23 protein-coding genes and 1 pseudogene are annotated in these 26,526 nt (G+C 63.6%); 12 read left to right on the plus strand and 12 right to left on the minus strand.

What is annotated here, in order from left to right; all coding sequences use genetic code 11:
- Positions 1–40: 40 nt before the first annotated feature.
- The 7 genes from AB4Y32_RS09665 to AB4Y32_RS09695 form a co-directional block, all read right to left on the minus strand.
- Positions 41–1,621 carry a DHA2 family efflux MFS transporter permease subunit gene (locus AB4Y32_RS09665; protein WP_368721128.1) on the minus strand — a complete coding sequence of 527 codons (1,581 nt, stop codon included), beginning with the start codon at positions 1,619–1,621 and terminating at the stop codon, positions 41–43.
- A gap of 22 nt (positions 1,622–1,643) precedes the next feature.
- Positions 1,644–2,759: an HlyD family secretion protein gene (locus AB4Y32_RS09670; protein ID WP_368721129.1), complete on the minus strand. Its 1,116-nt coding sequence runs from the start codon at positions 2,757–2,759 to the stop codon at positions 1,644–1,646.
- A 74-nt stretch (positions 2,760–2,833) separates the two neighbouring features.
- Entirely contained in the window at positions 2,834–3,277 is a 444-nt protein-coding gene (locus AB4Y32_RS09675) for a MarR family winged helix-turn-helix transcriptional regulator (protein ID WP_368721130.1), read from the minus strand.
- A 64-nt stretch (positions 3,278–3,341) separates the two neighbouring features.
- Complete coding sequence (locus AB4Y32_RS09680; protein WP_368721131.1) at positions 3,342–3,767, minus strand: MarR family winged helix-turn-helix transcriptional regulator; 426 nt, start codon at positions 3,765–3,767, stop codon at positions 3,342–3,344.
- Positions 3,768–3,848: 81 nt separating this feature from the next.
- On the minus strand, positions 3,849–4,757 hold the full coding sequence (locus AB4Y32_RS09685) for a transglutaminase family protein (RefSeq protein ID WP_368721132.1): 909 nt from the start codon (positions 4,755–4,757) through the stop codon (positions 3,849–3,851).
- Positions 4,754–7,387, minus strand: a complete 2,634-nt coding sequence (locus AB4Y32_RS09690; protein WP_368721133.1) for a circularly permuted type 2 ATP-grasp protein — start codon at positions 7,385–7,387, stop codon at positions 4,754–4,756. The genes AB4Y32_RS09685 and AB4Y32_RS09690 overlap by 4 nt, the downstream gene beginning before the upstream one ends.
- A gap of 41 nt (positions 7,388–7,428) precedes the next feature.
- Positions 7,429–10,863 (minus strand): DUF2126 domain-containing protein, encoded by a 3,435-nt coding sequence (locus AB4Y32_RS09695; protein ID WP_368721134.1) that lies wholly within the window; start codon positions 10,861–10,863, stop codon positions 7,429–7,431.
- A gap of 330 nt (positions 10,864–11,193) precedes the next feature.
- Here AB4Y32_RS09695 and AB4Y32_RS09700 point away from each other — a divergent pair, with 330 nt between their 5' ends.
- The gene (locus AB4Y32_RS09700; protein WP_368721135.1) at positions 11,194–12,258 is read left to right on the plus strand and encodes a putative zinc-binding metallopeptidase; all 1,065 of its coding nucleotides are present in this window, start codon (positions 11,194–11,196) and stop codon (positions 12,256–12,258) included.
- A 46-nt stretch (positions 12,259–12,304) separates the two neighbouring features.
- Here AB4Y32_RS09700 and phaP read toward each other — a convergent pair whose 3' ends face one another.
- Positions 12,305–12,724, minus strand: a complete 420-nt coding sequence (gene phaP, locus AB4Y32_RS09705; protein ID WP_368721136.1) for a TIGR01841 family phasin — start codon at positions 12,722–12,724, stop codon at positions 12,305–12,307.
- 436 nt (positions 12,725–13,160) lie between these two features.
- Here phaP and AB4Y32_RS09710 point away from each other — a divergent pair, with 436 nt between their 5' ends.
- The 7 genes from AB4Y32_RS09710 to AB4Y32_RS09740 all read left to right on the plus strand — a co-directional run bounded on the left by AB4Y32_RS09710 (position 13,161) and on the right by AB4Y32_RS09740 (position 19,044).
- Positions 13,161–14,336 carry an HPP family protein gene (locus AB4Y32_RS09710; protein ID WP_439899768.1) on the plus strand — a complete coding sequence of 392 codons (1,176 nt, stop codon included), beginning with the start codon at positions 13,161–13,163 and terminating at the stop codon, positions 14,334–14,336.
- Between the two features lie 119 nt (positions 14,337–14,455).
- Positions 14,456–14,869, plus strand: a complete 414-nt coding sequence (locus tag AB4Y32_RS09715) for a MarR family winged helix-turn-helix transcriptional regulator (RefSeq protein WP_368721137.1) — start codon at positions 14,456–14,458, stop codon at positions 14,867–14,869.
- A gap of 39 nt (positions 14,870–14,908) precedes the next feature.
- A complete protein-coding gene (locus tag AB4Y32_RS09720) occupies positions 14,909–16,726 on the plus strand; it encodes a chloride channel protein (RefSeq protein WP_368721138.1) in 1,818 nt (605 codons plus the stop codon).
- Positions 16,727–16,907: 181 nt separating this feature from the next.
- Positions 16,908–17,435 (plus strand): DUF4142 domain-containing protein, encoded by a 528-nt coding sequence (locus tag AB4Y32_RS09725; protein ID WP_368721139.1) that lies wholly within the window; start codon positions 16,908–16,910, stop codon positions 17,433–17,435.
- Positions 17,432–17,764 carry a cupredoxin family copper-binding protein gene (locus tag AB4Y32_RS09730; RefSeq protein ID WP_368721140.1) on the plus strand — a complete coding sequence of 111 codons (333 nt, stop codon included), beginning with the start codon at positions 17,432–17,434 and terminating at the stop codon, positions 17,762–17,764. The genes AB4Y32_RS09725 and AB4Y32_RS09730 overlap by 4 nt, the downstream gene beginning before the upstream one ends.
- Positions 17,761–18,522 (plus strand): RNA polymerase sigma factor, encoded by a 762-nt coding sequence (locus AB4Y32_RS09735; protein WP_368721141.1) that lies wholly within the window; start codon positions 17,761–17,763, stop codon positions 18,520–18,522. Before AB4Y32_RS09730 ends, AB4Y32_RS09735 begins: the two co-directional genes overlap by 4 nt.
- A 165-nt stretch (positions 18,523–18,687) precedes the next feature.
- Positions 18,688–19,044: a hypothetical protein gene (locus AB4Y32_RS09740; RefSeq protein ID WP_368721142.1), complete on the plus strand. Its 357-nt coding sequence runs from the start codon at positions 18,688–18,690 to the stop codon at positions 19,042–19,044.
- Positions 19,045–19,068: 24 nt separating this feature from the next.
- Here AB4Y32_RS09740 and AB4Y32_RS09745 read toward each other — a convergent pair whose 3' ends face one another.
- Together AB4Y32_RS09745 and AB4Y32_RS09750 are read right to left on the minus strand one after the other, a co-directional pair.
- The gene (locus tag AB4Y32_RS09745) at positions 19,069–21,138 is read right to left on the minus strand and encodes a 2Fe-2S iron-sulfur cluster-binding protein (RefSeq protein WP_368721143.1); all 2,070 of its coding nucleotides are present in this window, start codon (positions 21,136–21,138) and stop codon (positions 19,069–19,071) included.
- 64 nt (positions 21,139–21,202) lie between these two features.
- Positions 21,203–21,844, minus strand: coding sequence for a glutathione S-transferase family protein (locus AB4Y32_RS09750; RefSeq protein ID WP_368721144.1), 642 nt, complete (start codon positions 21,842–21,844; stop codon positions 21,203–21,205).
- Between the two features lie 144 nt (positions 21,845–21,988).
- Here AB4Y32_RS09750 and AB4Y32_RS09755 point away from each other — a divergent pair, with 144 nt between their 5' ends.
- The 4 genes and pseudogenes from AB4Y32_RS09755 (at position 21,989) to AB4Y32_RS09770 (ending at position 24,178) form a co-directional block, all read left to right on the plus strand.
- Complete coding sequence (locus AB4Y32_RS09755; protein ID WP_368721145.1) at positions 21,989–22,897, plus strand: LysR family transcriptional regulator; 909 nt, start codon at positions 21,989–21,991, stop codon at positions 22,895–22,897.
- 50 nt (positions 22,898–22,947) lie between these two features.
- Positions 22,948–23,538 (plus strand): annotated as a pseudogene (chrA, locus tag AB4Y32_RS09760) (chromate efflux transporter); the annotation flags it as partial.
- Between the two features lie 158 nt (positions 23,539–23,696).
- A complete protein-coding gene (locus AB4Y32_RS09765) occupies positions 23,697–23,870 on the plus strand; it encodes a hypothetical protein (protein WP_368721146.1) in 174 nt (57 codons plus the stop codon).
- Entirely contained in the window at positions 23,867–24,178 is a 312-nt protein-coding gene (locus AB4Y32_RS09770; RefSeq protein WP_368721147.1) for a DUF4148 domain-containing protein, read from the plus strand. Before AB4Y32_RS09765 ends, AB4Y32_RS09770 begins: the two co-directional genes overlap by 4 nt.
- Before the next feature lie 558 nt (positions 24,179–24,736).
- On the opposite strand, the gene AB4Y32_RS09775 is transcribed toward AB4Y32_RS09770, so the two are convergent.
- Positions 24,737–25,048 (minus strand): hypothetical protein, encoded by a 312-nt coding sequence (locus AB4Y32_RS09775; RefSeq protein ID WP_368721148.1) that lies wholly within the window; start codon positions 25,046–25,048, stop codon positions 24,737–24,739.
- Positions 25,049–25,508: 460 nt separating this feature from the next.
- Positions 25,509–26,525: a TniB family NTP-binding protein gene (locus AB4Y32_RS09780; protein ID WP_368721149.1), complete on the minus strand. Its 1,017-nt coding sequence runs from the start codon at positions 26,523–26,525 to the stop codon at positions 25,509–25,511.
- Between the last annotated feature and the right edge of the window lies 1 nt (position 26,526).

Genomic DNA, 26,526 nt, shown 5'->3' on the forward strand with positions numbered 1-26,526 from the left:
GGGATCGTTGAAGAGCAGCGGTTGAATGAGCTGCGCGCGTTCAGTGCGCATCGGGCGGCGGCGCGGTATTGCCGAAAGGCCGCGAGAACAGCACGCTCGCGAGACCGACGACGAAGCACAGCGACACGGCAAGAAACGTATCGGAGAACGTGAGCACGAGCGCTTCGCGTAACAACAGCGCGTGCAGCGCACCGAGTCCCGCTGCTGCGCCGTTCAGCACATCGCCGCCGACAGCCGCGAAATGTGCGGCCTGATCGCGCAGCAGCGCTTCGATCACGGGGCGTCCCGCGCTGACGTGTTCGTCGAGCCGTTCGTAATGCAGGTTCAGGCGGTCGTTGAGCATCGTGCTGCATACGGCGATGCCGATTGCGCCGCCCAGGTTGCGCATCAGATTGAAGAGCCCGCTCGCCGACTTGAGCCGCGACGGCGGCAGCGAACCGAGCGCCATCGTCACGATGGGCGGCACGCAGAACTGCTGGCCGATGCCGCGCAGCGCCTGCGGGATCAGCAGTTCGTGCCAGCCCCACTGATTCGTCAGCGGCACATACAGATAACAGCCGACGCCGAAACAGACCAGCCCGAACACCATCAGCAGACGCATGTCGACGAAGCGCGCGAGAAACGAATACGCCGCCAGCGCGATCAACTGGAAGCAGCCGACCGACAGCAGCGCGACGCCGATCTGCAGCGAATCGAAGCCGCGTACACGCGACAGGAATACGGGTGTGAGGAACACTGCGCAGAAGAGCCCGATGCCCGTGATGAACGACAGCAGACTGCCGATGCCGAAGTTGCGGACCGCGAGCGCGCGCAGATCGACGATCGGCTCTTTCGCGGTGAACGCATGCACGAGGAACAGGAAGCCGCAGATCGCGGAAATCCACGCGCAAAACAGAATCGCGTGATCGCCGAACCAGTTCTTGCGCGGACCTTCTTCGAGCACGTATTCGAGGCAGCCGAGAAAGCCCGACATCAACACGATGCCGAGATAGTCGCCGCGCTTGAGCAGCGACAGATCGGCATGATCGACGTTGACGAAGCGCGGCACCAGCACCGTCACAAGCGCGCCCGGCACGAGGTTCAGATAGAAGAGCCAGTGCCACGACCATTGATCGGTGATCCAGCCGCCGATCACCGGGCCGATCGTCGGCGCGAGCGACGCGAGCGCACCGATCGTCGTCGACGCGATCAGCCGCTGCTTGCCCGGAAACAGCACGAATGCTGTCGTGAACACGGTGGGAATCATCGCGGCGCCGAGCGCGCCTTGCAGCGCGCGAAACAGGATCATCGAATTGATGTCCCATGCGAGTCCGCACAGCATGCTCGTCAACGTGAAGCCGAATGCGGAGAACGCGAACACCCAGCGCGTCGAGAACACGCGCGTGAGCCAGCCCGACATCGGAATCACCAGAATCTCGGCGATCAGATACGAGGTCTGCACCCAGGAGAGTTCGTCCTGGCTCGCGGACAGCCCGCCGCCGATGTCCTTCAGCGACGACGCGACGATCTGGATATCGAGCGTCGCCATGAAGAAGCCGAGGCACAGCAGCGAGAACGCGAAAACTTTGGTGCCCGTCGGCAGATCGGCGGGATTCATCGGGGCGGATGTGGTCTTGCTCATGATGGGCGTTGCATCCGTCGAGTTACGAAGCCGCGCGGGCGGAGTCGCGCGTCGTCTCGCCGTCGCCGCGCAGATGCACTTTCACCGTCGCCGAGAGGCCCGGGCGCAGCACGCCCTGCATCTCCTTCGGCACCGACAGGCGCACGCGCACGGGCACGCGCTGCACGATCTTCGTGAAGTTGCCGGTGGCGTTCTCGGCGGGCAGCACGCTGAACGTCGCGCCCGTCGCTGGCGCGAGGCTCTCGACGGTGCCTTCGATGCGATGGCTCGACGCGTCGAGATCGACGTCGATGGTGTCGCCGACTTTCATCTTCTTCAACTGGTCTTCCTTGAAGTTCGCATCGATCCACAGGCCGCTCGCTGGCACCACCGTCAGCAGCGACACGCCGACATTCGCGAGCACGCCGACGCGCGCCGTGCGATTGCCGACATAGCCGTCGATGGGGGAACGGATAGTCGTGTACTCGACGTTCAGCGCGGCGACACGCTGCGCCGCTTCGGCTGTCGCGACGCGTGCATGCGCATCGTTGATCTGCGCGTCGAGCACGCTCAACTGACGTTGCGCCGCGATCAGCGCCGCGCCGCTGCGGTCCACTGCTGCGCGCGCTTTCAAAAGATCCGCGTCCGCGCGCTCGACGACCTGATTCGACACGGCATCGTCCTTCACGAGCTGGCGATAGCGCGTCGAGTCCGACGCGCTGCGCGTAAGCTCGGCGCTCGATGCACGCACCTCGGCGGATTGCTCGTTGATCGTCGCGAGTTGCAGCGACTTCTTCGCTTCGAGTTCCGTCACGGACGCTTGCGCGCTCGCGACTTCAGCGTTGGCCTGCGCGAGACGCGCATCGTAGTCGCGCGCGTCGAGGCGGATCAGCACCTGCCCTGCTTTCACGTACTGGTTGTCCTGCACCAGCACATCGGTGACGAAGCCGTTCACCTTCGGCGCAAGCACGGTGACGTCGCCGCCCACGTACGCATCGTCGGTTGTTTCGATAAACCGGCCGACAAAGAACCAGTACGATCCCGCCGCCGCGATCACGACGATCACGGCGATCACCGCTAACATCATCCACGGAATGCTGCGGGTCTGTTTCGCAGCGCCGGCGACGCTCGGCGGTGCAACGGAAGGTGAAGTAGACATGTTTAGATGTGCGTATGCACTGAAAAGCGTTGAAAAAAAGCGCGTGAAAGCGCCGCTGCATGTCATGCTGGGTACTACCGCTTCGTCATATCAAACAGCTCGTCTCTCAGCGACGCCGCGCGCTTCGTGCCGAAGCGTTCCTCGAATTCCTGCTGCGCCGCATGCCAATGCTCGCGAGCCTGCTTCAAGCGTTCCTCGCCCGCCGACGTCAGCATCACGGTGAGCACGCGTCGATTGCTGCGCGACGCTTCCGTGAACACCAGCCCGTCGCGTTGCAGCGGCTGGATCGCGCGAACCAGCGACGTGCGCTCCATCACCATCGAATCCGCGAGTTCCTTCATCGTCATCCACTTGCGGTACCGCAGCCGGCACATGATCGAAAACTGCGTCGTCTTCAGGCCGACGCGCGCGAGATGCCGGTCGTAAAGCTGCGTCACGAAGCGCGCCGCCTGCCGGATCGCGAAGCAATCGTCGTCAGGCGAGAACCGCACTTCGGGTGCTTCGGTCTCTACGTGCATATGCACACCAATAAATCGATTTGATCGAACGCGTCTTTCGACGCACCAAAAAAGCACAACGTGATTACGACGACGTGAGGTTGAACAGTTCCGCGCGCAACGCCTTGGCGCGACTGCGGCCGAACTTGCCTTCGAACTCGTCCTGCGCGGCACGCCATGCGAGAGCGGCTTGCTCGAAGGTCTTCTTGCCCGTATCCGACAGACTGAACTGATACGTGCGCCCGTCATGCGGTGACGGCTCGCTGAGGACCAGACCATCGCGCTGCAACGGCTTGAGCGCGCGCACGAGCGTGGTGCGCTCCATCACCATCGTGTCGGCGAGTTCAACCATCGTCAGGCCGCGCTTGCGCGCGAGCTTGGCGAGAATCGTGAACTGCGCCGCCGTCACGCCGACCTGCCCCAGATGGCGCTCGTAGATTTGCGTGACGTAGCGCGCCGCCTGGCGCAGCGCGAAGCAATTGCAATCGTCGTGGGAAATGGGCTTGCTCATGAACGGCAGTCTATATGTGCGTATGCACGCTGTCAAATCGCGCAGCGGCGTGCGGGTGAAATTCATTGTTGCAGTCGCCGCTCAGAGCGCGAGCACGCTGACGGCAACTTCGACGCGATGCGCGCCGCCGCCGAGTATCATCCCGCGCAGCAGCGACACGTCGCTGTAATCGCGGCCGATCGCGAGCGTCACGTGGTCGATGTCGGCGAGCACGTCGTTGGTCGGGTCGAGGTCGATCCAGCCGCTCTCGGGACAATGCACGGATACCCACGCATGCGACGCGTCCGCGCCGATCAGACGCGGCTGGCCCGGCGGCGGATCGTTGCGCAAGTAGCCGCTCACGTAGCGCGCCGGCAGGCCGAGCGCGCGCAGGCAGCCGATCATCACCTGCGCGAAGTCCTGGCAAACGCCGCTTTTCATATCGAACGCGCGTTCGGCGGGTGTATCGAACATCGTCGCTGATGGCCTGTAGTCGAAATCCGCGTGGATGCGGTGCATCAGATCGATCGCGCCCGCGACGATGGGCGTGCCCGGCTTGAAACTGCGCAGCGCATAGTCGCGCAACGACGGCCGCAGCGCGATATTCGGCGACGCGAAACAAAACTCCACCTGCGGATGGCACACGCCGCCCGCGCGAAAATGCAGCGAATCCGCGACCGCTTCCCATACGGGCGTCGCATCGGGATCGAGATGCGTCCAGCGCGGCGCGAGTTCGACGGTCGTTTCGCTGATCATTTGCAAACGTTCGTGCGGTGCGTCGAGCGCGAAATACAGCACGTCGTTGCCGAACGCGTCGATGCGGCTGTGCAGATACGAAGGCGCCGGCTCGATGCGCTCGGTGTGCGCAACCACGCGCTGCCACGCGCACGCGAGCGGTCGGATCGTCGCGAGATGCTGCGCCGTTTCGACGAGCGTCGAATAGTGGTAGGTCGTGCGATGCGACACGGACAGCAAGGTCTTCTCGCCGTTCACGCCCTTCATGCCCTTCATGACGACACCTGCGCGGCGAACGTGTTCGCGTGGCTGAAATAGCGCGCGCTGATTTCATTGGCGGCCGCCGTGACGCTCATCGCGAGACGGTCGCACAGCGAAACCAGTTCCGCGTGCATGCCGTTGGCGTCCGTCACGCACAGTCGTTCGAGCGACGGCAGCATGCTCGTATGCGGCAGCAAATCGCTGAACGGCCGATGACGCCCGCCGCCCGCGGCGTTCGAAATATCGTCGAGCTTCGCGCACAGTCGCGCATACACGCCATACAGGCCGCGCGGATTGGTCGGCTCGATCACGAGCAGATCGAGCAGCGCAGGGACTTCGAAACGTCCCGGATACAGCGAGCGAAACGTCAGCGTGCTGTCGAACAGTTGCAGCAGCAGATCGAAGCCGGCGGGCGTCGCGATCTGACGCTGCATCGCGACGACACGCAAGATCGACGTCATCGCCCACACGCGCTCGATATGGCGGCCCACGAACATCAGGCGCCACGCTTCATCGCGCGTCATGCGGTCGCCTTGCGAGCCGCTGATCGCGGCGAGCTGCGTCGCGAGACGTTCGAGCGCGTCCATCAGCGTGACGCGGTTGTAGCGCGCCTTGCCACGCGACGACGCATTCGACGACACCGCCGCGGCAGGCGTCAGCTCGTGCAGCGCGTCGCGGAAGTCGTTGCGCGCGGCGAGCGTGATGCGCCAGTGATCGTTCGACAGCCGCCCGCGAATCTCGCCGCTCGCGCGCGCCTGGCTCGCGAGGTTTTGGCCGATGCTGCTAGCGCCCGTGCTCTCATGCAGATTCGCAACCAGCGTGCGCTCGAACGCCTGCAACGATTGGCCCGCGACCATGTCGCCCGATTGCACGAGACCGAAATGCAGCGCGAGCTCGACGAGTGTCGAGAACATCGTGTCCGCGCCATTGCTTTCGAGCGAGCCGAGTATCAGCCGCAACAGGCGCACGTTGTTTTCCGCGCGTTCGCCGTAACGGCCGCTCCAGAACAGATTCTCCGCCGCCCGGCTCGACACTGTTCGATGCTTGCGCGCGAGGTCGGCGGGCTTGAGCGGCGAAGGCAACAGCGTGAACGTCGAACCGGGATCGCTCGACAGCACCCACGTATCGACGCTGCTGCCGCCGAACTGCATCGACACCGACGATTGCCGCTCTGCCGCGAGCCGCGTGAAGCCGCCGGGCAGCACATGCCAGCCGCCGTTCGCATCGGCGACGGCGACCGCGCGCAGCACGCACGGCCGGTTGCCAAGCGCGCCGTCCTCGTAGCGCGGCGTGCACGAGTACGGCAGCGGCTGCTGGATCGTGAACGCATCGGGCGAACGCTCGATGCGGCCGCGCCATTCTTCGAGCCGCTGCACGCCGCGCGCGATCCCAGGCGGGCCATCGGGCGATATCGGTGTGCGGGCGGGCCACGTCGGCTGGAGAAACGCTTCATCCATGTTTGCAAACGCGTGTTCGCGCGCGGCGTCCTCGCCGCACCACCACGTCGACACACCGTTGAGCAGCAACGGCTCGTCGAGCAGCGTCTGCGCGATGCCGGGCAGGAAGCCGTGCATCGCGGGCGATTCGAGAAAGCCCGAGCCCGGCACGTTCGACACGATCACATTGCCCGCGCGCATCACCTGCAACAGGCCGGGCACGCCGATCGTCGAATCGGCGCGCAGCTCGACGGGATCGCAGAAAGCGTCGTCGAGGCGGCGCAGCACGACGTGCACGCGCTCAAGGCCCGTAAGCGTTTTCAGGTACAGCATGTCGTTGCGCACCGTCAGGTCTTTGCCCTCGACGAGCGTCACACCCAGATAGCGCGCGAGAAAGGCATGCTCGAAATAGGTCTCGGCGAACGGGCCCGGTGTCAGCAGCGCGATATGCGCGGCGCTATCGGTCGTGTCCGGGCTGGTGCCCTTCGGCATCGTCGTGCGCGCCCATTCGGCGAGCGTCGCGATCAGCGTGGAGAAGGTCGGCGCGAGCCGGCTCACGCGCAGCTCGCGGAACGCATCGGCGAAGACGTTCGACACGATCAGCCGGTTTTCCAGCGCGTAGCCGAGGCCCGACGGCACTTCGGTGCGATGCGATACCACCGTCCAGTCGCCGCCCGGCGCGCGAGCCAGATCGACGCCGATCACTTGCAGGAACTGGCCGCCGAGCGGCGCGAAGCCCTTCACGGCGCGCAGATAGCCCGGATGCCCGTAGACGAGCGCTGGCGGCAGCTTGCTTTCGCGCAGCAATGTCTGCGGGCCATACACATCGGCGACGATCGCATTGAGGAGTTGCGCGCGCTGCTTCACGCCGCGCTCGATCTGCGCCCATTCGCTCTCGTCGATGATGAACGGCAGAAGATCGAGCGCCCACGGACGCGGCTCGCCCTTGTCCGCGTAGACGTTGTACGTGATGTCGTTGTCGCGCACCTGCTGCGCGACCGACGCGCGCCCCGGCGCGAGACCCGCGATGCCCTCCTCGCCGAGCAGTTCGAAAAAGCGCCGCCACGGTTCGCGCAGCGCGCCCGACGCGTCGCGCAACTCGTCCCAGTGGCCCTCGCGCACGTCGAGCAGCGGCAGCGCGCGCAGCAGCGCCAGCGCATCGGGATGGCCCGCTGTCGCTTCGAACGGAAAGGTCGATTGAAAAGTCAAGGTCGTATCGCGAATGTGTTGTTGTGGGTTCGACCCGTTGTTTACCCATGCCGCAAATCGAGCGTGAACGGAAATTCCAGGCTGCGCGACGGCGCGTCCACGACGAGCGGACCGGGCGTGTGGCCCATCGTGAAGAAGCGCGCGCGACGCCTGCTTTCCGCTTCGTAGGCGTTTACCGGGAACGTCTGGTAGTTGCGCCCGCCCGGATGAGCGACATGATACTGACATCCGCCGATCGAACGCCCCGTCCACGTATCGACGATATCGAATGTCAGCGGCGCGTGCACGCCTATCGTAGGATGCAACGACGACGCCTGCTGCCACGCGCGAAAGCGCACGCCCGCGACGTATTCGCTGACGCGCCCCGTCGGCTGCAACGGCAACGGCACGCCGTTCACGGCCACCCGATGTCGGTTGTCGTTCAGGCCCAGCACCTTCACTTCGAGCCGCTCCACCGAAGAATCCACATAGCGCACCGTCGCGCCCGCCGAGCCCTCCTCGCCCATCACGTGCCACGGCTCCAGTGCGCCGCTGATCGACAGTGTGATGCCGTTGGCGTGCATGTCGCCGATGGCCGGGAAGCGGAACGCGAAGTGCGGCGCGAACCATTCGCTCTCGAACGCATAACCCGCGTCGCGCAGATCGTCGAGCACGTCGTCGAAATCCATCTGCACGAACGTGCCGAGCAGAAAGCGGTCGTGCAGCTCGGTGCCCCAGCGCGTGAGCCGCGCGGTGTACGGCGTTTTCCAGAACCTCGCGACGAGCGCGCGCAACAGCAGTTGCTGCACGAGACTCATGCGCGCATGCGGCGGCATTTCGAAGCCGCGCAATTCGAGCAGGCCGAGGCGCCCCGCCGGGCCATCGGGCGAATAGAGCTTGTCGATGCAGAACTCGGCGCGGTGCGTGTTGCCCGTCACGTCGATCAGGATGTTGCGCAGCGCGCGGTCGATCATCCACGGCGGCAGCCGATCGCTACTTTGTCCGCCGAGCCGGTCGACCTGTCGTTGTAGTTCGTCGAATGCGAGTTCGAGCTCGTAGACCTGATCGTTGCGCGCTTCGTCGACGCGCGGCGCCTGGCTCGTCGGTCCGATGAAAAGCCCTGAAAACAGATACGACAGCGACGGATGGTTGTGCCAGTACGCGACGAGGCTCGCGAGCAGATCGGGGCGGCGCAGGAACGGGCTGTCGGCGGGCGTCGCGCCGCCGAGCACGAAGTGATTGCCGCCGCCCGTGCCCGCGTGGCGGCCGTCGAGCATGAACTTCTCGGTGCTTAGATACGACTCGTGCGCGGCCTTATACAGGAACTCGGTGTGATCGACGAGTTCGCCCCACTTCTTCGCCGGATGGATGTTCACTTCGATCACGCCCGGATCGGGCGTCACCTGTAGCACCGAGAGACGCGGATCGCGCGGCGGCGGATAACCTTCGATCACGACTTGCATCTTCAGTTCGGCGGCCGTCGCTTCGACGGCGGCGAGGAGATCGAGATAGTCGTCGAGGGCCGTGAGCGGCGGCATGAAAACATGCAGCAGCGCGTGGCCATCGCCGGTGGCATCGGCTTCCGCTTTCGGTCCCGCCGCGCGCGCGGGATGGCGGGCCTCGACGCACAGCGCGGTGCGAATCACCGACGACGCCGATTCGCCACGCTCGGGCATGCGGTCTTCTCGCGCTGCACCTGGTCCCAGAGCCATGCCGCTTGCACTGGCGCCCGCAACTGAATCACCACTACGCGCCTGCGCATACGACACGCCCTCATACTGCATCCTTAGTTCCGCCGACGTGCGCAGCGGCGCAGCCTCGGCAAACGGATCGTGCGCATGCTGATACGGATAGTCCGCCTTCGTGACCCACGGCAGCGAATCGAGCGGCAATCTGAGGCCCATCGGTGAATCGCCGGGAATCAGGTACATGCGCCCGTCGCGGAAAAACCATGCGCCGCTCGTCCAGCCGCGCGCGCCTGTGCCGCCATCGGCGCGCGCGAGCGGCAGCACATAGCCCGTCACGCTCGACAGCCCCGCATCGAACACGCGCCGCAGACGCGCGCGCTCCAGTTCGTCGTCGAGACGCGAATCGAACGGATCGACGTTGACGGGCAAGCGCCGCTCGCGCCACAGGTAGTACCACGTGTCCTCATGGCCCGCGCAAGCGTGCTGCCCGTCGACGCCGAGCTTATCGGCCAGCAGCGTGATGAAGCGGCGCGCATCGTCCGATGTGTAGCGGCCGGGGTTGCGCTCGTCGGCGAAAAGCGAAGGATCGTGCCAGCACGGCTCGCCGTCCCCGCGCCAGTACAGCGATAGCGCCCAGCGCGGCAACTGCTCGCCCGGATACCACTTGCCCTGGCCGACATGCAGAAAGCCGTTCGCACCGTAGTACGCGCGCAGCTTGTCGATCAGCGCAACGGCATACGCGCGCTTCGTCGGGCCGAGCGCGTCGGTGTTCCATTCGGCGGCATCGCGGTCGCGCACGGCGACGAACGTCGGCTCGCCGCCCATCGTCAGGCGCACGTCCATAGCATCGAGCCGGCTGTCGACGTGTGCGCCCATCGTCAGCACGGCGTCCCACGCGGCCTCCGTATAGGGCTTGGTCACGCGCGGCGTTTCGAGCACGCGTGTGATCGACATCGCGTGCGCGAACTCGACTTCGGACTCGTCGACGGAACCGGAGATCGGCGCGGCGCTGCCCGGCTCCGGCGTGCACGCGACGGGAATGTGGCCCTCACCCGCGAGTAGGCCCGAAGTCGGATCGAAGCCGATCCAGCCCGCGCCCGGCAGGAACACTTCGCACCACGCGTGCAGGTCGGTGAAGTCGTATTCGGTGCCGCTCGGGCCATCGAGCGACTTTACATCGGGCGCGAGTTGCAACAGATAACCCGACACGAAACGCGCCGCGAGCCCCAGTTGACGCAACGTCTCGACCAGCAGCCAGCCCGAATCGCGGCACGAGCCCGACGCGTTCACGAGCGTTTCCTCGGGCGTCTGCACGCCAGGCTCCATCCGGATCAGGTAGCGGATCTCGCGTTGCAGCCGCTGGTTCAGATCGACGAGAAAGTCGCTCGTGCGGCGCGGCGAGCGGTCGATGCTCGCGACGAACTCCGCGAAGCGCGGCGTCATCTCGCGCTTGACGCGATAGGGCGCAAGCTCCGCGGCCAGCTCGGGCGCGTACTCGAACGGGAATTGTTCGGCAGCGGGTTCGAGGAAGAAATCGAACGGGTTGTAGACGGCCATCTCCGCGACGAGATCGACCGTGATCTTGAACTCCGGCGTGCGCTCGGGAAAGACGAGCCGCGCCTGATAGTTCGCGAAAGCATCCTGCTGCCAGTTGATGAAGTGCTCTTCGGGCTCGACGCGCATCGAATACGACAGGACCGGCGTGCGGCAATGCGGCGCCGGGCGCAGCCGCACGACTTGCGGCGACAGTTCGACGAGCCGGTCATAGCGATAGTGCGTGACATGGTTCAACGCGACACGTATGGACACTCCGGACTCCTGGCGAGAAGGGGCAGCCGCAAAAAGCAAGCTTCATGCCGTTGATCGTTTGAAGCGCCCCCGCAAAGTGAAGCCGGTACTGCGCTTGAATCGAACGCGTCATCACATCATCGCTGCATGCTTCGACAAACGATACGCCGCGTTGCGTGCCCGTTCATGCGCACCAAAGCGGCGCATCAGCGAAGCGAACGCGCACGCAATGTACGCAGCCTCATCGACGTTATAGCGAAGCGGCATGAACATTGCGCGTATGCTCGCGCGCCGCACATGCCGCGCGTTGCACAGCGGTCGGTCATCACTTTCACATCAAAGGTCGAAGCGATGAAAGCGTTTCACTGCAATCGATGCGACCAGCGCGTGTTCTTCGAGAACGTGCTGTGCGAGCGCTGCGAAGCGCTGCTCGGCTACGTGCCCGAACTAGGCGAAATCAGCGCATTCGAGGACGCTGGCGATGGCCGGTGGCGCAGCCTGCATCCCGACGCGAAAGGCGCGCTGTACCGCCAGTGCCACAACTACGCGGTCGAAAACGTCTGCAACTGGATGCTGCCCGCCGACGACCCCGAAACACTATGCCGCTCATGCCGCCTCACGCGCACGATCCCGAATCTCGCCGAGCCGAACAACCGGCTCTACTGGTATCGGCTGGAGACGGCGAAACGGCGGCTGCTCTACACGCTCGCCGCGCTCGGCCTCGCGATCGAATCGCGCCGGGCCGACCCGGAGAACGGACTCGAATTCGATTTCCTCGAAAACATCGACGAAGCTGCGCCTGTAATGACGGGGCACGACAACGGCCGCATCACATTGAATGTCGCCGAAGCCGACGACGCGCACCGCGAAAAAATCCGCACCGACATGCGCGAGCCGTACCGGACGCTGCTCGGGCACTTTCGTCACGAGTCGGGGCATTACTACTTCGAAAAGCTGGTTGCGGGCACGCGCTGGCTCAAGCCGTTTCGCGAGCGGTTCGGCGACGAACAGGCCGACTACGGCGAAGCGCTCGACGCGTACTATCGCGACGGCGCGCCCGTCGAATGGGAGAAGCGCTGCATCAGCGCGTACGCGACGATGCATCCGTGGGAAGACTGGGCCGAAACGTGGGCGCACTATCTGCTGATCGTCGATGTGCTCGATACGTCGACGGCATACGGGCTCGCGCTCTTGCCGCCCGCGTCGAACGAGCCGCGGCTCACTGACCAGACGCCCGTCGAGGAAGCGAGCTTCGATAATCTGATGAAGCGCTGGTTTCCCTTGACGGACGCGCTGAACAGCCTGAACCGCAGCCTCGGCATGCCCGACGGCTATCCGTTCACGCTCGCGCCGCCCGTCGTCGACAAGCTGCGCTTCGTGCATCGCGTGATCGCGCAAGCGTCCGCGCGCAAGTAGCCGCACCGACGTCCGAACGATCGCGCGCCGGCGCCGTCACTCGCCGTCACTTCTTCTGCAACAGCGCCTTCAGCTCCTCGACGTTTTCTTCGACCCGCTTCGCAATCACCGCGTAGGAGTCGGCCTGCGTGCGATACGCGGCTTGCGTCAACTGCTGCATGTCGGCCAGCGCCTTGTGCAGCGTCTGCTGAACGAGCTCCGCCGTCTGCGCCGACGGCATGCCGCCCGTGGCCGCCTGCTTCTGCACGACTTCCTGGAGTTCAGTCAGCGTCGAGCGCAGCATTTCGGCCTGTTTTTGCGCGAGCGACTGCATGCCTTGCACGGCCGTCTGGTTCGCGGCGATCAGCGCCTCGACGTCCTTACGGCGTGCTTCCATCACGGCGGGCACGTCGAAACCGGGCAGCTTGAACTGTTCGAATAACTTGTTGAATTCGGCGAACGGATTGGCGGCGTCAAAGGGTTCCATGCTCGATCTCCTTGGGGCGCGTCGGTGGGGGAAGTATGCCGCTCGGGCTCGAGCGCACATGGCTCGATCATGCCCGTTAATGCCGCGACGTGCCAGCTAACGGCACGTTTCGCCGTCTCCATCTGGCCGCATGAGGGATGCCCGTGCGCCGCGCGCTGCTGCGATGCAAAACGCAGGGGGCATTTTCTGCGCTGTCCCTGCATGATCGACACATGTTCCGCCCCCGATTCGTATCACGTTGTGATCCAGTCCGACCGGATGACCGATGCGGGTTTTCCCTGTATTTGCGGGCCTTGTCGAGGCTCGCCTGTACGGCGAAAGCGCGGATTTATATCACATTGGCATATATCCATGACCACAAGTTGTTTCCTTGCTGAGGGGTTTTCCCTTAACGTACGCGTGCCTCGCCTCCAACCACGACCAACAGAACAACATCTTGACCAGTTCCCCTTTTTTCCGCTGGCTGGCGCGTTTTTATCCGGCCGCGATGAACGTCAAATGGCCCGAGCGCATGCGCTCGGCGCTCGGCGCCTTGATTGGCATCGCTTTCACGGGCGGCAGCATGCATCTGCTGCTAGGCCCGAACGCGAGCATTCCGATGCTGGTCGCGCCCATGGGCGCGTCCGCCGTGCTGTTGTTCGGCGTGCCCGCGAGTCCGCTTGCGCAGCCGTGGTCGATCATCGGCGGGAACCTTGTGTCGGCGACGGTGGGCGTCGCGTGCGCGACGTTCATCTCCGATCCCGTCGCGGCCGCGGCATTGGCCGTGGCCATGGCGATCGCGGCGATGTTCGCGCTGCGCTGCGTGCACCCGCCGTCAGGCGCCGTCGCGCTGACGGCCGTGCTCGGCGGCCCCGCGATTCACGCGCTCGGCTTTCGTTTCGTGCTCGAGCCGATCCTGATCCAGTCGGCGGCGCTGCTCGGCGCGGCGCTCGTCTATCACGCCGTGACGGGCCATCGTTATCCGCACGCGGCTTCGCGCGCGACGCCCGCCACGCCGCAAGTGCCCGAGTCGGGCAACAGCATCACGCGCGCCGACCTCGAAGCCGTGCTGAACCGACGCGGCGAGCTGCTCGACATCGATCCCGACGACCTCGAAACGCTGTTTCGCGAAACGCAGTTGCAGGCCTACACGCGCACGTTCAGCGAACTGGCGTGCCGCGACGTGATGTCGACGCCCGTCGTCAGCATCACGCCCGACACGACGCTGCGCGCGGCAGCCGATCTGTTGCAGCGCCATTCGATCAAGGCGCTGCCCGTCATCGACAAACGCCAGCACGTGGTCGGCATCCTCACGCGAGCGGATCTTGCGAACAAGCCCAAGACGGCCGATCTGCGCCTGATGGACACGATTGCGGCGCGCTTCTTCAAGCGCGACGCGACGCGCGCGCGGCTCGTGAGCACCGTGATGACGACGCACGTGCGCACGGTCGCGACGGGCACGCCCATCGTCGAACTGGTGCCGCTCTTCGCCGACGACGATCATCACCACATTCCCGTCGTCGACACGCATGACAGGCTGGTCGGCATCGTTACCCAATCCGATCTGATCGCAGGTCTCTACCGGCAGACCCAGATGCAGGCCGAGGCGCAACAGCGCCCCGCCGCTGCCTGATGCAGTTCGCGCAGCGCTTTTAACGCAGCAGCAATACATCTTTTGGTCCGGCAATGCACAGGCATCGCCGGGTATATCGTTTTGTGATAGATTTTCCGATTCCCCCTGGCGCGAGCAAGATGAAAGTACTCACACGCACATTGAACAAAGCGGACTACGCACAGCTATCGGAGTTTCGCTATCAGATGCGGCGCTTCGAGCGCTTCTCCGAACAGGCCGCGCAGGGCGAAGGCATCACGCCGCTGCAATATCTGTTGCTGCTGCATATCAAGGGCTATCCCGATCGCGAATGGGCGACCATCGGCGAACTGGCGGAGCGGCTGCAGGCACAGCATCACGGCGTCGTCGCGCTGGTCTCGCGCTGCGAGGCGCTGGAACTCGTGAAGCGCAAGATCAGCGAAACCGACCGGCGTCAGGTGGAAGTGCATCTGCTGAAAGCTGGAGAAAGGGTGCTCGCGCGTCTTGCCGAACTGCATCGCGCGGAACTGCGCTCGCTCAACGGCGCGTTCAGCATTCCGCAAATCGACCTTTGAAAACCGACCTTTAATCCAGCTGAACGCAGCAGTAGACACATGAGCGACAACTCTCACAAGCGGGACTTTTCCAGCAACGCACGATTGCCCGGCATTTCCGCGCTGGCGGCGGGCATCGGCTTTCTCAGCACGCTCGCGGCCTTCGTGCTGCTGAGCCTGATTCATCTGTTCACGAACCTCTTTTTCTTCGGCAGCTTTTCGTTCGCCGACCGCTCGCCCGCGACGAATACGCTCGGCGTGTGGGTGATCGCGATTCCCGTCGTCGGCGGACTGATCGTCGGCATGATGGCGCGCTTTGGCTCCGAGAAGATTCGTGGCCACGGCATTCCCGAAGCGATCGAAGCGATTCTGTTCGGCAAGAGCCGCATGTCGCCGAAGGTCGCGGTGCTGAAGCCGCTGTCGTCGGGCATCGTGATCGGCAGTGGCGGCCCGTTCGGCGCGGAAGGCCCGATCATCATGACGGGCGGCGCGCTCGGCTCGCTGATCGCGCAGTGCGTGCGGCTGACCTCGGCGGAACGCAAGACGCTGCTGGTCGCGGGCGCCGCGGCGGGCATGACGGCCGTGTTCGGCACGCCCGTTGCGGCCGTGCTGCTCGCCGTCGAACTGCTGCTCTTCGAATGGCGGCCGCGCAGCTTCCTGCCCGTCGCGCTGGCCTGCGCGGTCGCGGGCTTCGCGCGCGCGATCTTCTTCGGCACGGGTCCGCTGTTTCCGCTCGAAACGGCTGCGCCCACGGCCATTTCGCTGGTGTCGTGCGTGATCGCAGGGCTGTTGTCGGGCGCGCTCGCATCGGGCCTGTCGGCGGCCCTCTACAAGACGGAAGACCTGTTTCACAAGCTGCCCGTGCACTGGATGTGGTGGCCCGCGATCGGCGGCCTCATCGTTGGCATCGGCGGTTTCATCGAGCCGCGCGCGCTCGGCGTAGGCTATGACGTGATCGGCGATCTGCTGCATCAACACATCGTCATCCAGGTCGCGATTGCGATTCTCGTCGTGAAAGCGGTGATCTGGGTGGTCGCGCTCGGCTCGGGCACGTCGGGCGGCGTGCTCGCGCCGCTGCTGATGCTGGGCGCTGGCCTCGGCACCGTGCTCGCCCATGTGCTGCCGGGCAACGAGCCCGCGCTGTGGCCGCTCGTCTGCATGGCCGCGACGCTCGGCGCGACGCTGGGCGCGCCGCTCACCGCCATCGTGTTCGCGTTCGGCCTCACGCACGACGCCAATGCGCTGCTGCCGCTGCTCGCCGCGACGCTGGTCGCGCACGGCTTCGCGACCGTCGTGATGAAGCGCTCGATCATGACGGAAAAGATCGCGCGCCGCGGTTATCACATCTATCGCGAGTACGGCGTCGATCCGCTCGAACGGCATTATGTCGACGAAGTGATGACGCAAAAGATTGACGCGATCGACGGTGCGCTCGCTGTGGGCGACGCGCTTACGCGGTACTTCGGCGCGACGCAGAAGCGCCGCGCGTATCCCGTCGTGCGCGGCAACGGCATTGTGCTCGGCGTCGTCGATCGTGCGATGCTCGACGCCGTTCGCGAAGGCACGACGCGTCACACGCTCGATACGCCGCTTGCCGACGTGCTGAAAGACCACTCGCTCGTCGTCGCGCTGCCCGACGAAACCTGCCGTCTCGTCGCGACGCGTCTTGCCGTGCACGATCTCGAACGGCTGCCCGTCGTCGCCGATCGCGATTCGATGCATCTGCTCGGCGTCGTGTCGCGCAGCGATCTCGTGAAGACTTCGTTTGCGCACTTCGAGGAAGAGCACAAGCGCGAGCGTTTTCGGCGCCTGACGTTCTCGTCCGGCAAGAAGCATTTCCCGCCCGTGCGCAAGACACCGACGCATACGCACAGCTGACGCTCCCCTCTCTGCCGCCGATATTGCATGGCGTGTCGCGCGGCACATCGCACATACATCGCACAACGGCCGCGTGCCGGAACAGCCTTCCCGCACGTGACATCTAACTCCTCGAATCGCATTCAAACACCTGCCCTTCTTGACGATGGGCAGGCGGCTCACCTTATCGAGGAGGCCTCAGATGAAATCCACACGCTGGTTACTCTCCGCGCTTGCGCTGACAAGCGCTTGCGCCTGGGCTCAGGGCTCGGGCCCGACCGATCCGCAGATCGCCGCGATCGTCGTCGCCGCGAATCAGGCGGATATCGACGCGGGCAAGCTCGCCGAGTCGAAGACGCATTCGAAAGACGTCAAGGCATTCGCGCAGCAGATGGTCAAGGACCATACGGGCGTCAACAAGGCTGCCGCTGATCTCGTGCATAAGCTCGGCGTCAAGCCCGAAGCGAATCCCACCAGCGACAGCCTCAAACAGGGAGGCGAAACGAACATCGCGAACCTGAAGACGCTGCAAGGCGCGAAGTTCGACCGTGCGTATATCGATCACGAAGTGACCTATCACCAGGACGTGATCGGCGCGCTCGACAAGACGCTGATTCCGAGCGCGCAGAACGCCGAGCTGAAGGCGCTGCTGGTGAAGGTCAGGCCCGCGTTCGTCGCGCATCTGGAGCACGCGAAGATGGTGCAGTCGTCACTGCCGCAGGCGCAATGAACCGCGTGCGCGATGCCGTGCGGTGCGCGTGCGCGCTGGCGTTGCTCGCCGCCGCAACGCCGGCGCTGGCGGGCACCTATGTCGTGACGATCGAGCAGATGCGATTCAATCCGCCGACGCTGACCGTGCATCGCGGCGACGAAGTCGTATGGGTCAACAAGGATCTCGTCGCGCACACGGCGAGCACCGACGCGAAGGGCTTCGATTCGCAGAGCATTGCGCCCGATGCGTCATGGCGCTACAAGGTAGGGAAGCCCGGCCGCTATGCGTACCGCTGCATCTTTCATCCGACGATGCATGGGACACTGATCGTCGAGCCGGCGCCATGACGGCATGCGAATACACGAGGAACGACACGATGGACGGCACGATCGCCGATATCCGGACGAAACAGCAGACGAAACCACAGACCAACCCGCTATCCGATGACGACGCGGATATCGTGCGCCGCATCGTAGCGGGCGAGCGCACCGCGTTCGAGCTGCTGATGCGCCGCTACAACCGGCGTCTGTATCGGCTTGCGCGCGCGACGCTGCGCAACGATGCCGAAGCGGAAGACGCATTGCAGGACGCGTATCTGAACGCATACCGCGCGATCGCGCAGTTTCGCGGCGATGCGCAACTCTTCACGTGGCTGTCGCGTCTCGTGCTGAACGAATGCTTCGCGAGAATGCGCCGCGATGCACGCCGCCAGAACCTGCTACCGATGCAGCACGATTGTCCCGACGACGAGCAGATGTCCACCGCCATGCCCACAATGAACGCCAATCATGACAGCGCCCCCGATCATGCGGCGGCCCGCGCGGAAATCCGCGCGCTGCTGGAGCGCAAACTCGACGCACTGCCTGCAAGCTTTCGCACTGTGTTCATGCTGAGATCGGTCGAAGAGATGAGCGTCGAAGAAACGGCGCAGTGCCTCGACATTCCCGAAGCCACCGTGCGAAGCCGTCATTTCAGGGCTAAAGTGTTATTGCGTGAATCGCTCGCAGAGGAAGTCGAGAAGATCGGTCCGGAGATTTTCGAGTTCGGCGGCGCGCACTGCGATCGCATCGTCGCGACGGTGCTGGAGCGCATGCGCGATTTGTAGCGAACGTGTTGCGTGGATCGGGTAAGCGCTGAAGCGCTAACGCTGGTCGAGTTCGCTCTGCGTGGGACCAGCGTAAGCGCTGAAGCGCTAACGCTGGTCGAGTTCGCTCTGCGTGGGACCAGCGTAAGCGCTGAAGCGCTAACGCTGGTCGACAGGAGAAAGATCATGGCGCGAAGAAGTGGCTTGTTCGTGTGCGTCGTCATCGCGAGCGCGCTCGCCAGCGTGAGCGTGCAAGCGCAGCAACAGATACGCATCCAGTCGGGCACCTACGGCGCGAATTGCGGCGCGGCGCCCGGCAACGCCACGCGCGACCTGGCGAGCCGCTGCGATTCACACGCGACGTGCCGCTACATCGTCAACGCGAAGCTCGACCTCAAGCCGCATCCGTCATGTGCCGCTGACTTCATCGCTGAATGGTCGTGCGACCATCGCGAGTTTCATCGCGCGATGCTCAGCGCCGGAGCAGGCAACGGCAGTTCGCTGATGATCACGTGCGTGCCTTCGACAGGCGCGGGCAAATAACACACAAACACGCCCACAAGCACTTCAGAGATCGAGCGTCAGGCCAGCGCTCTCCCTTTCGACGACGGGATGCGCCATGCAGATTAATGCGCAGCCGCTCTCGACTTCGGCTCCCACGTCGCCGTCATACGCGAACTCGCCCGACAGCACCTTCGTCGAGCACGTGCCGCACACGCCCGAGCGGCAGCTCGACTGCGCTTCGATACCGTTCTTCTCCGCGAATTCGAGCAAGCTGCCGTGCTTCGGCAGCCATTGGGACGTGCGTCGCGAGCGCGCGAATGTCACCTGCACACCGCCCTTTTCGTCTTCCGTTGCAGCATGCTCCGCCGTTTGAACGACAGCGGGTGTGCGCTTCACGCTCACGGGTCCGAACGCTTCGAAGCGAATGCGTTCGTCGGAGACATTCAATGCGCGCAGCCCTTCGTACAGGTCGCGCATGAACTGCTCGGGGCCGCAGAGATAGAAGTCGTAGTCGTCGAAAGGCAGCGCGCGCTTCAGTTCGGCAATGCTCACGCGGCCTCGTGCCACGCCATCAGCGAGCGCGCTCGCCGCACTGTCGAACAGATGCATCGACACGGATGGATGGCGCGCCGCGATCTCTTTCAGATGCGCGCTAAACGGCCGCTCGCGATCGCTGCGCGCGCCGTGAAAGAAGAACACGGGCTTCGCATGCGCCGCGTCGCCGGCACGCGCTTGCAGATCGCGATGCAGCATCGCGATCATCGGCGTGATGCCGATACCGGCCGAAATGAACACGGCCGGGCGCGGGCTGGCCGCGTCGTAGACGAACGCGCCGCGCGGCGCCATCGCTTCGATCTCCATGCCCGCCGCGAGATGATCGTGCAACCAGTTCGACGCCACGCCGTCGCGCTTCACGCTGATCCGGTAACGACGCGGATCGTGCGCATCCGAGAGCGTGTAGGTGCGCGTCAACGGCGCGTCATGACCATCGGCGGGAATGCGGATCGGCAGATATTGTCCCGGCTGGTACGCGGCCAACGGCGCGCCGTCCGTCGATTCGAAATAGAACGAGCGAATGGACGGCGTTTCTTCGACGACGGACGCAACCTTCAGCTTGTGCCACCGCGATGCGGCTACCTGCTTGCTCTGCTTGCTGATGGTGTTGAAGGCCGCCGCGAATTGCGGCGCGTACTCGACCTCGGACCAGCGAAACGGCAGCACACCCTTGCCGCGCCGCACCTCTTGCACATGAAATCGCACGAGCCGCTCCGCGCCTTCGAACGCCGTCAATTCGGGGCCTTGCCAGACGATTTCCGCGAGCACCGCGAGATAAAGCAGATCGCCCGTCGCGAAGTCGATGAAGAGCAGCCCCGCGCGCGGATCGTGCAGCAGATTGCCGATCGTATTGAAGAACTTGTTGCCGCTGAAATCGGGCGTGGTCAGTGTCGCGGCATCGTCGATGCGCACGAAGCCCGGTGCGCCGCCGCGATGCGAGACGTCGACGCCGCGCGCGAAACCCGCATCGTCGGCCGTGTTCGCGCTCGCGATATAGAACGTGTCGGCGCGCGAAAGCAGCGCTTTGTCCGCGTCGCTCAGTTGCATCGCGATTTCTTGCGGCGCGTGAACCGCATCCGCAGCGCGTTCGATAAACGTCGGCTTGCGGCCCTGGATGTACTTCGCGCAATTGCCGAAGCTCTGGCTCACTTCGAGCGTGATGGTGCCGCCATCGACAGCCGTCACCACGCCGTTGATCCGGTTGCGCCGCCGCGTATGAGGCTGAATGCCGAGCCCGCCGATCAGCGCGCCTGTCCGCCAGCGTCCGTCGAGCGGATCGCCGGGCAATGCGCCGCCGTCGATGCGCAGCGTGCGTGCATCCGGCGACGACACGAAGCCCGGCTCGCCGACGCGCACGGTCGCCCACGGCTGCCCGCTCGCATCGACGCCGCCGAAGATCATGAACGGCTGCTGCCCGTAGAACTCGCGATGCTGATCCGGCATGTAGCGGCGAATGCCGCGACGGCCCGATGAATCCGCCCGGCTGTCCACGCCTGCGAGCCGCTGCGCGGCGAGTTCGTCGGCATGAAACGGCGAGGCTTCGATGCCCCAGCCGTTCAGAAGAATGAAATCGGACATGATGCGGCTCCCGCGTCGCAGACCATGAGGGCGATGTGAATCAGACGGGCCGTGGAAACAAACATCACGCGGCAAGCAATCCCGCCTTCGTGACCGGCATCGCGACGAAACGCGGCAGCGCTTCGACGCGGCGCAGCCACGCGCGGATGTTCGGATACGGTTCGAGCGACACGCCGCCTTCCGGCGCATGCGCGATGTACGTGTGCGCGGCGATGTCGGCGATCGTCACGTGCTCGCCGGCGGCGAACGGCTTCGTTGCCAGCTCGCGGTCGATCACGTCGAACAGCCTCGCCGCGATGCCCTTCGCCGTTTCGTGATCGAGCGGCGCGCCGAACACGGTGACGAGACGCGCCGCGCACGGACCATACGCGATCTGTCCCGCCGCAAGCGACAGCCAGCGCTGCACGGCGGCCGCACCGATCGCATCGTCGGGCAGCCACGATGCGTCGCCGTAGCGCTTCGCCAGATACACGAGGATCGCGTTCGAATCGAACAGCGTCACGTCGCCGTCCTGGATCGTCGGCACCTGGCCGAACGGGTTGAGCGCCAGATACTCGGGCTCGCGATTGTCGCCCGCGCGCATGTCGAGTTCGATCACTTCGAACGGCAGGTCGAGCAGAGTCAGGAACAGCTTCACGCGATGGCCGTGACCCGATAGCAGGGTCGTGTACAGGCGGATCGGCTGGGCGGGCTTGGCAGCGGGCATCGATGGCTCCGGGTTCGGTCGCGATGGACAGTGGATGGACAACGAACGGGCAACGGAACGACAGCTTCAGGTTAGCGTGCGCTGCCCGCGCGTAGAAGGCTGATAACCTTGAAAACATAATCCTTCGAGAGTGGACAATCGATCATGGCGGACGTGCGCGACGTAAACCTGAACCGGCTGGCCGTCTTCGTCGCCGTCGTCGAGGCGGGCTCGCTGACGGCGGCCGCCGGGCGCCTCGGGCTCGCGAAGACGATGGTCAGCACGCACATGCAGCGGCTCGAAGCGGAAGTCGGCGCGAGCCTGCTCGCGCGCACGACGCGGCGGCTCGGCGTCACCGAGGCGGGCCGCGCGTTCTACGACGCGAGCGTGAAGATCCTGCGCACCGCCGAAGATGCGCTCGCCGAAATCGGCGGCGAAGAGGCGCCCGTGCGCGGCACGCTGCGTGTCAGTTCGCCGATCGACTACGGCACGCTTGCCGTCGCGCCCGTGCTGGTCGAGCTGCGCCGCGCGCATCCGCAACTCGATGTCGAACTGCTGTGCAGCGATCACCTCGTCGATCTGATCGCGGATGGCATCGACGTCGCGATTCGTCTCGGACGGCTCGCCGATTCCAACTATCGCGCGGTGAAGCTGGGGAGCTTCGAGAAGTGGGTCGTGGCGAGCCCGCAGTTCATCGAAACGTGGGGCGAGCCGCGCGCGCCCGCCGAGCTGCCCGCGTTGCCGTTCGTCGCGCTCACCGTGTTGCCGCGTCCGCAGACGCTCGACTTGCGCCACGCGGACGGCAGCGCGCAGAGCGTGCGCTGCGAGAACGCGTTTCTCGTCAATACGGCCGAGGCTGCGCGCGCCGCGACGCTCGCGGGCGGCGGCATCGGCCTGCTGACGGATTTTTCGATTGCCGCAGATGTCGCTGCGGGACGGCTCGTCCGACTGTTGCCCGAGTGGTCGACGGAGCCTGCCGGCATTCAGGCCGTCTTTCCGCCGACACAGCACACGCCGCCGAAAGTGCGCGCGCTGATCGACACGTTCAGGACGCATCTCGCGCGCAACGGGTGATGATTGCTTGTTAGTGGCGCGGTGAGCGGCGACCGACGCCGCACGCGCCGTCAGCGCAGCTGCCGGCCGCGAGCGGCGTGCTCAGCGGACTTGACTGGCCCCTGCTCGGCCAGATCGGCTTGTTCTTCGCGAAGGCCGGCGCTTTCATGTTCGGCTCGGGACTGGCGATCGTGCCATTCCTTTACGGTGGTGTGGTCACCGAGCATCACTGGCTCAATGACAAACAGTTCGTCGATGCCGTGGCCGTCGCGATGATTACGCCCGGACCGGTCGTGATCACGGTTGGCTTCATCGGATACCTCGTCGCGGGGTTCGTGGGCGCGTGTGTGGCCGCTCTCGGCACATTCCTGCCTTGCTATCTGTTCACGGTGCTGCCAGCGCCGTACTTCAAGAAGTACGGCAAGCTTCCCGCCGTCAAGGCGTTTGTCGACGGCATCACCGCGGCTGCCGTCGGTGCGATCACAGGCTCCGTGATCGTGATCGCGCGCCGCTCGATTGTTGACTGGCCCACCGTTCTCCTGGCGCTCGCGACGATTTTGCTGCTTTGGCGCTTCAGGAAGCTCCCGGAGCCCGTCATTGTGGTCGCCGCGGCGCTCATCGGGCTCGCTGTTTATCCGCTCATTCGCGCACATGGCGGATGAAAGGCGGCACGGGACACCATTGGCCGTCGACCACGCTCCGGCTGACAGATAGACAAAGGCACAAGCCTTGCTCTCTGGCAAGTGTCGGCGTCGACCGATGATGCCCGCGCATGGCAACGTATGCCGCGACTATCGCGCCACGGCGCGGGGAGGACAACTTGAAGGTGCGTTTATCTCCGGCGAGGCCCGCGCTGCCCGTTGTCCTCGTCTATCGTGGGCAACGCAAGACTGATCAAATCCGTCACGAGATCGACACGCATCGGGAGCTCGCGAGGCTTATCGCCGAACTCAAGGGCACGACGCTTGCGGATGAGTTCGGACACGGACTATGAAAACGCCGCCTGGAACACGATCGATACTTTCCGCACTGGTGATTTTGCTCGCCGGTTGTGCCGCCGGCGGCGCGCCGTATGCCGGGCCTCACCTCACTCCAACAGAGTGCCGCGACCTGGCGGCGTTGAGGACCAACGCGCCCCCGACGATGGCGCAACACCAGAGCGAACTCGCTGCCCTGCGGAAAGCGGGCTACGACCCGTCACCATGGTATGACGATCCGTACTACCCGGATGATCTACACGAGGCACAGCGCCTGGTCGACTATTGGTTTCAAACGGAGTGCCAGCACGTTCAATCCGGCTGACAAGCCAAGGTGAATACGGACAGCTCTCGGCTTAACGCATACCAACAGCGTAGTCGCATCGCGGCAGTGATTCCTTGCACGGCGCAGACGTGATGGGACGAACGGCCGTGGCTTGTTGAGCACACCCGAACGTCGAATGCTGCCAGCCGAACCGCTTCCCGAGCCTCGACAACATCGACGACATTCCAGCCACGCGCGCGTCTCATGGCTGATCTCGCAATGCGCAAGCAGGACGCGACCTGCCCGGCATACGGGCCGCGTCGCGTCGTGCCAGTTCAGGTTGAGGGGTTGGCCCCAGCGGTCTCATCATTTTTGCTGCGAATCTCACCTTGACGTCGTTTTACGGACAAACCTTAAGACGACAGGATAACTGAGATCACAAGCGCGGCCGTGGCTGCCGCGGATCGGCTCAGCGCCAACTCAAATGAGACTCCCCGACACGCCAAATGAGATTTTCCGCCTTCTACGCCAAAATTGATGAGATTACGGAAGTCACGGTGATTTCTCGAGTCGCCCTTCGTCATAAGACTTATTAATTGAGACACCATCTTTCATGGCTTAGCGCCCCTCGTGACGCTCGGCGTCGAACACACTGATCGCCTGTAGTGCGAGCAACCGGGTCACTGATCCGTATCTCATCAAAGGACGGAGAGTCCGTTGCGGAGTTTCCGCACTGTTGTTGCGACGCAGCAAAGCAGCAAGCCCGTCAATCGACCGTTTATCATTCAGTGAGAGGGCGGCGGCCGTATTTGACCAATCAAAATCCTCTTCAGAACGCGTAAAGTCGATATCTTCGAGAAGGAGAAAGAGACGTGCGAGATCTCCGACAAGTCCATGATCTCTACGGTCGAATGCACGTTCAATAGACATCGCGAAAGGCGACGCTGACTGAGGTTTTGCCTTCCGCAAATCAAATCCGCAAGAACAGACAGAGGGAGCACCACGGTCCAATCCGAGCGTTTGTCTGCACTCAGGACATTCGAAAAGCAACGCCTGCATATGAATGACGCACGAACATATAAGTCGGTTCGACCACCGACGGCGAAGATAATCGCATTCGCAAAGACATGACACGCAGACAGGCGTCGCGTATGCTCGGAGCAAAGAAGCCCGTGGTCGTGCTGCATAACTCAGAAAGAAATCCCTTTCGCCGTTAAAAATCACCGCGGACGCCAGTGACGATATGCCCAATGTGTCAAATATCTCCTGAAGCACCTTTGGGTCAGTCAGTACTGTTCGACGATACCGCAGTTGAAAGGCAAGCAGCATCTCTAACGGCGAACGCCATCCGTTGAATAAGGCGGCCCTAAGGAAGACGCCTTGCGGCGATTCATCCGCAAATGGATTTGGACGAGCCAATAGGTGATCGTTCATCCCTCGCCTGCTCCATGTATGCCTCCTTCACACGCGCATCTGACAGGCGAAATGGATTAACGCCAGGCGGAGTCAGCGCAACCGACGAGGTTATCCCTTTATCGAAGGCCGCCGCCAGATCCTCCATTGTCAGCGAATCTCGCCCTGAACTAAGCGCATTTAGACACGCCTCTTTGATGAGTAAAGTGATAAAACCGGGGATACCTCGTGTAGCAAGGCAAATTCGCCATACATACACATAGCTTGAGAAATCAGGCATTTCGGAGATTCCGATCTTTTTTTTACACTCGTCGATGTATTCAATCAGATATGAATCCAGCGATTTTCCTAATTTTTCATCTCCCGCCACAAGCATCCCTAGCGAAAATCTCCGCGCGAAACGCCGAGCGAGCTGCTCATCACTTTCCAACAAGTCCAAACAGTCAGGCGTTCCCACCAAACATATCACTATAGAAGTTGCATCGATCAACGTCTTAATCCACTTGCACACATTTTTCCCAAAAGTCGTGCCCTTAAGCTTAAGATGATTAAATTCATCAAGAAATATTATTTCCGTTTCACACGTCTCAAGGATTTTCACAAATCGTTCGGTTATTTCCTTTTCCGATCCCCTTTTGTATTTTGGATCGCCAACCGCCTTGGCGAGTGCCGAGGCCGTACTCTTAGGCGTGGCAGAAGGCGGAATTTTCGCGTAAAAGGCCGGCACAATATTAACCGTTCGATCTCCGTAGTCTCGATCAAATCTTGGGAATGCATCAACGAAAGACTGGGAGAGTGTGCTCTTTCCTGCCCCTCCAACCCCCGTTAGCACTGCACCCACAGGTTCCGAGGATGATCTGGACCATAAAATGCAATCCTTTATTCCATTGACCGCAACCTTCATATCATCATGCACGACCACCACCGGATCGATAAGATTGATCCTCTTCATAAACTTCTCTCTGCCGCTATCAAGGTCAAAAAGATCATTCATA

Source organism: Paraburkholderia phymatum, assembly GCF_040965635.1.
Lineage (GTDB): Bacteria > Pseudomonadota > Gammaproteobacteria > Burkholderiales > Burkholderiaceae > Paraburkholderia > Paraburkholderia phymatum_B.

Excerpts from the sequence above, each read along its gene's own strand:
- AB4Y32_RS09665 (WP_368721128.1), bottom strand. The coding sequence starts at position 1,621 with ATGAGCAAGACCACATCCGCCCCGATGAATCCCGCCGATCTGCCGACG.
- AB4Y32_RS09670 (WP_368721129.1), bottom strand. The coding sequence starts at position 2,759 with ATGTCTACTTCACCTTCCGTTGCACCGCCGAGCGTCGCCGGCGCTGCG.
- AB4Y32_RS09675 (WP_368721130.1), bottom strand. The coding sequence starts at position 3,277 with ATGCACGTAGAGACCGAAGCACCCGAAGTGCGGTTCTCGCCTGACGAC.
- AB4Y32_RS09680 (WP_368721131.1), bottom strand. The coding sequence starts at position 3,767 with ATGAGCAAGCCCATTTCCCACGACGATTGCAATTGCTTCGCGCTGCGC.
- AB4Y32_RS09685 (WP_368721132.1), bottom strand. The coding sequence starts at position 4,757 with ATGAAGGGCATGAAGGGCGTGAACGGCGAGAAGACCTTGCTGTCCGTG.
- AB4Y32_RS09700 (WP_368721135.1), top strand. The coding sequence starts at position 11,194 with ATGAAAGCGTTTCACTGCAATCGATGCGACCAGCGCGTGTTCTTCGAG.
- phaP (WP_368721136.1), bottom strand. The coding sequence starts at position 12,724 with ATGGAACCCTTTGACGCCGCCAATCCGTTCGCCGAATTCAACAAGTTA.
- AB4Y32_RS09715 (WP_368721137.1), top strand. The coding sequence starts at position 14,456 with ATGAAAGTACTCACACGCACATTGAACAAAGCGGACTACGCACAGCTA.
- AB4Y32_RS09720 (WP_368721138.1), top strand. The coding sequence starts at position 14,909 with ATGAGCGACAACTCTCACAAGCGGGACTTTTCCAGCAACGCACGATTG.
- AB4Y32_RS09725 (WP_368721139.1), top strand. The coding sequence starts at position 16,908 with ATGAAATCCACACGCTGGTTACTCTCCGCGCTTGCGCTGACAAGCGCT.
- AB4Y32_RS09730 (WP_368721140.1), top strand. The coding sequence starts at position 17,432 with ATGAACCGCGTGCGCGATGCCGTGCGGTGCGCGTGCGCGCTGGCGTTG.
- AB4Y32_RS09735 (WP_368721141.1), top strand. The coding sequence starts at position 17,761 with ATGACGGCATGCGAATACACGAGGAACGACACGATGGACGGCACGATC.
- AB4Y32_RS09740 (WP_368721142.1), top strand. The coding sequence starts at position 18,688 with ATGGCGCGAAGAAGTGGCTTGTTCGTGTGCGTCGTCATCGCGAGCGCG.
- AB4Y32_RS09745 (WP_368721143.1), bottom strand. The coding sequence starts at position 21,138 with ATGTCCGATTTCATTCTTCTGAACGGCTGGGGCATCGAAGCCTCGCCG.
- AB4Y32_RS09750 (WP_368721144.1), bottom strand. The coding sequence starts at position 21,844 with ATGCCCGCTGCCAAGCCCGCCCAGCCGATCCGCCTGTACACGACCCTG.
- AB4Y32_RS09755 (WP_368721145.1), top strand. The coding sequence starts at position 21,989 with ATGGCGGACGTGCGCGACGTAAACCTGAACCGGCTGGCCGTCTTCGTC.
- AB4Y32_RS09770 (WP_368721147.1), top strand. The coding sequence starts at position 23,867 with ATGAAAACGCCGCCTGGAACACGATCGATACTTTCCGCACTGGTGATT.
- AB4Y32_RS09775 (WP_368721148.1), bottom strand. The coding sequence starts at position 25,048 with ATGTCTATTGAACGTGCATTCGACCGTAGAGATCATGGACTTGTCGGA.
- AB4Y32_RS09780 (WP_368721149.1), bottom strand. The coding sequence starts at position 26,525 with ATGAATGATCTTTTTGACCTTGATAGCGGCAGAGAGAAGTTTATGAAG.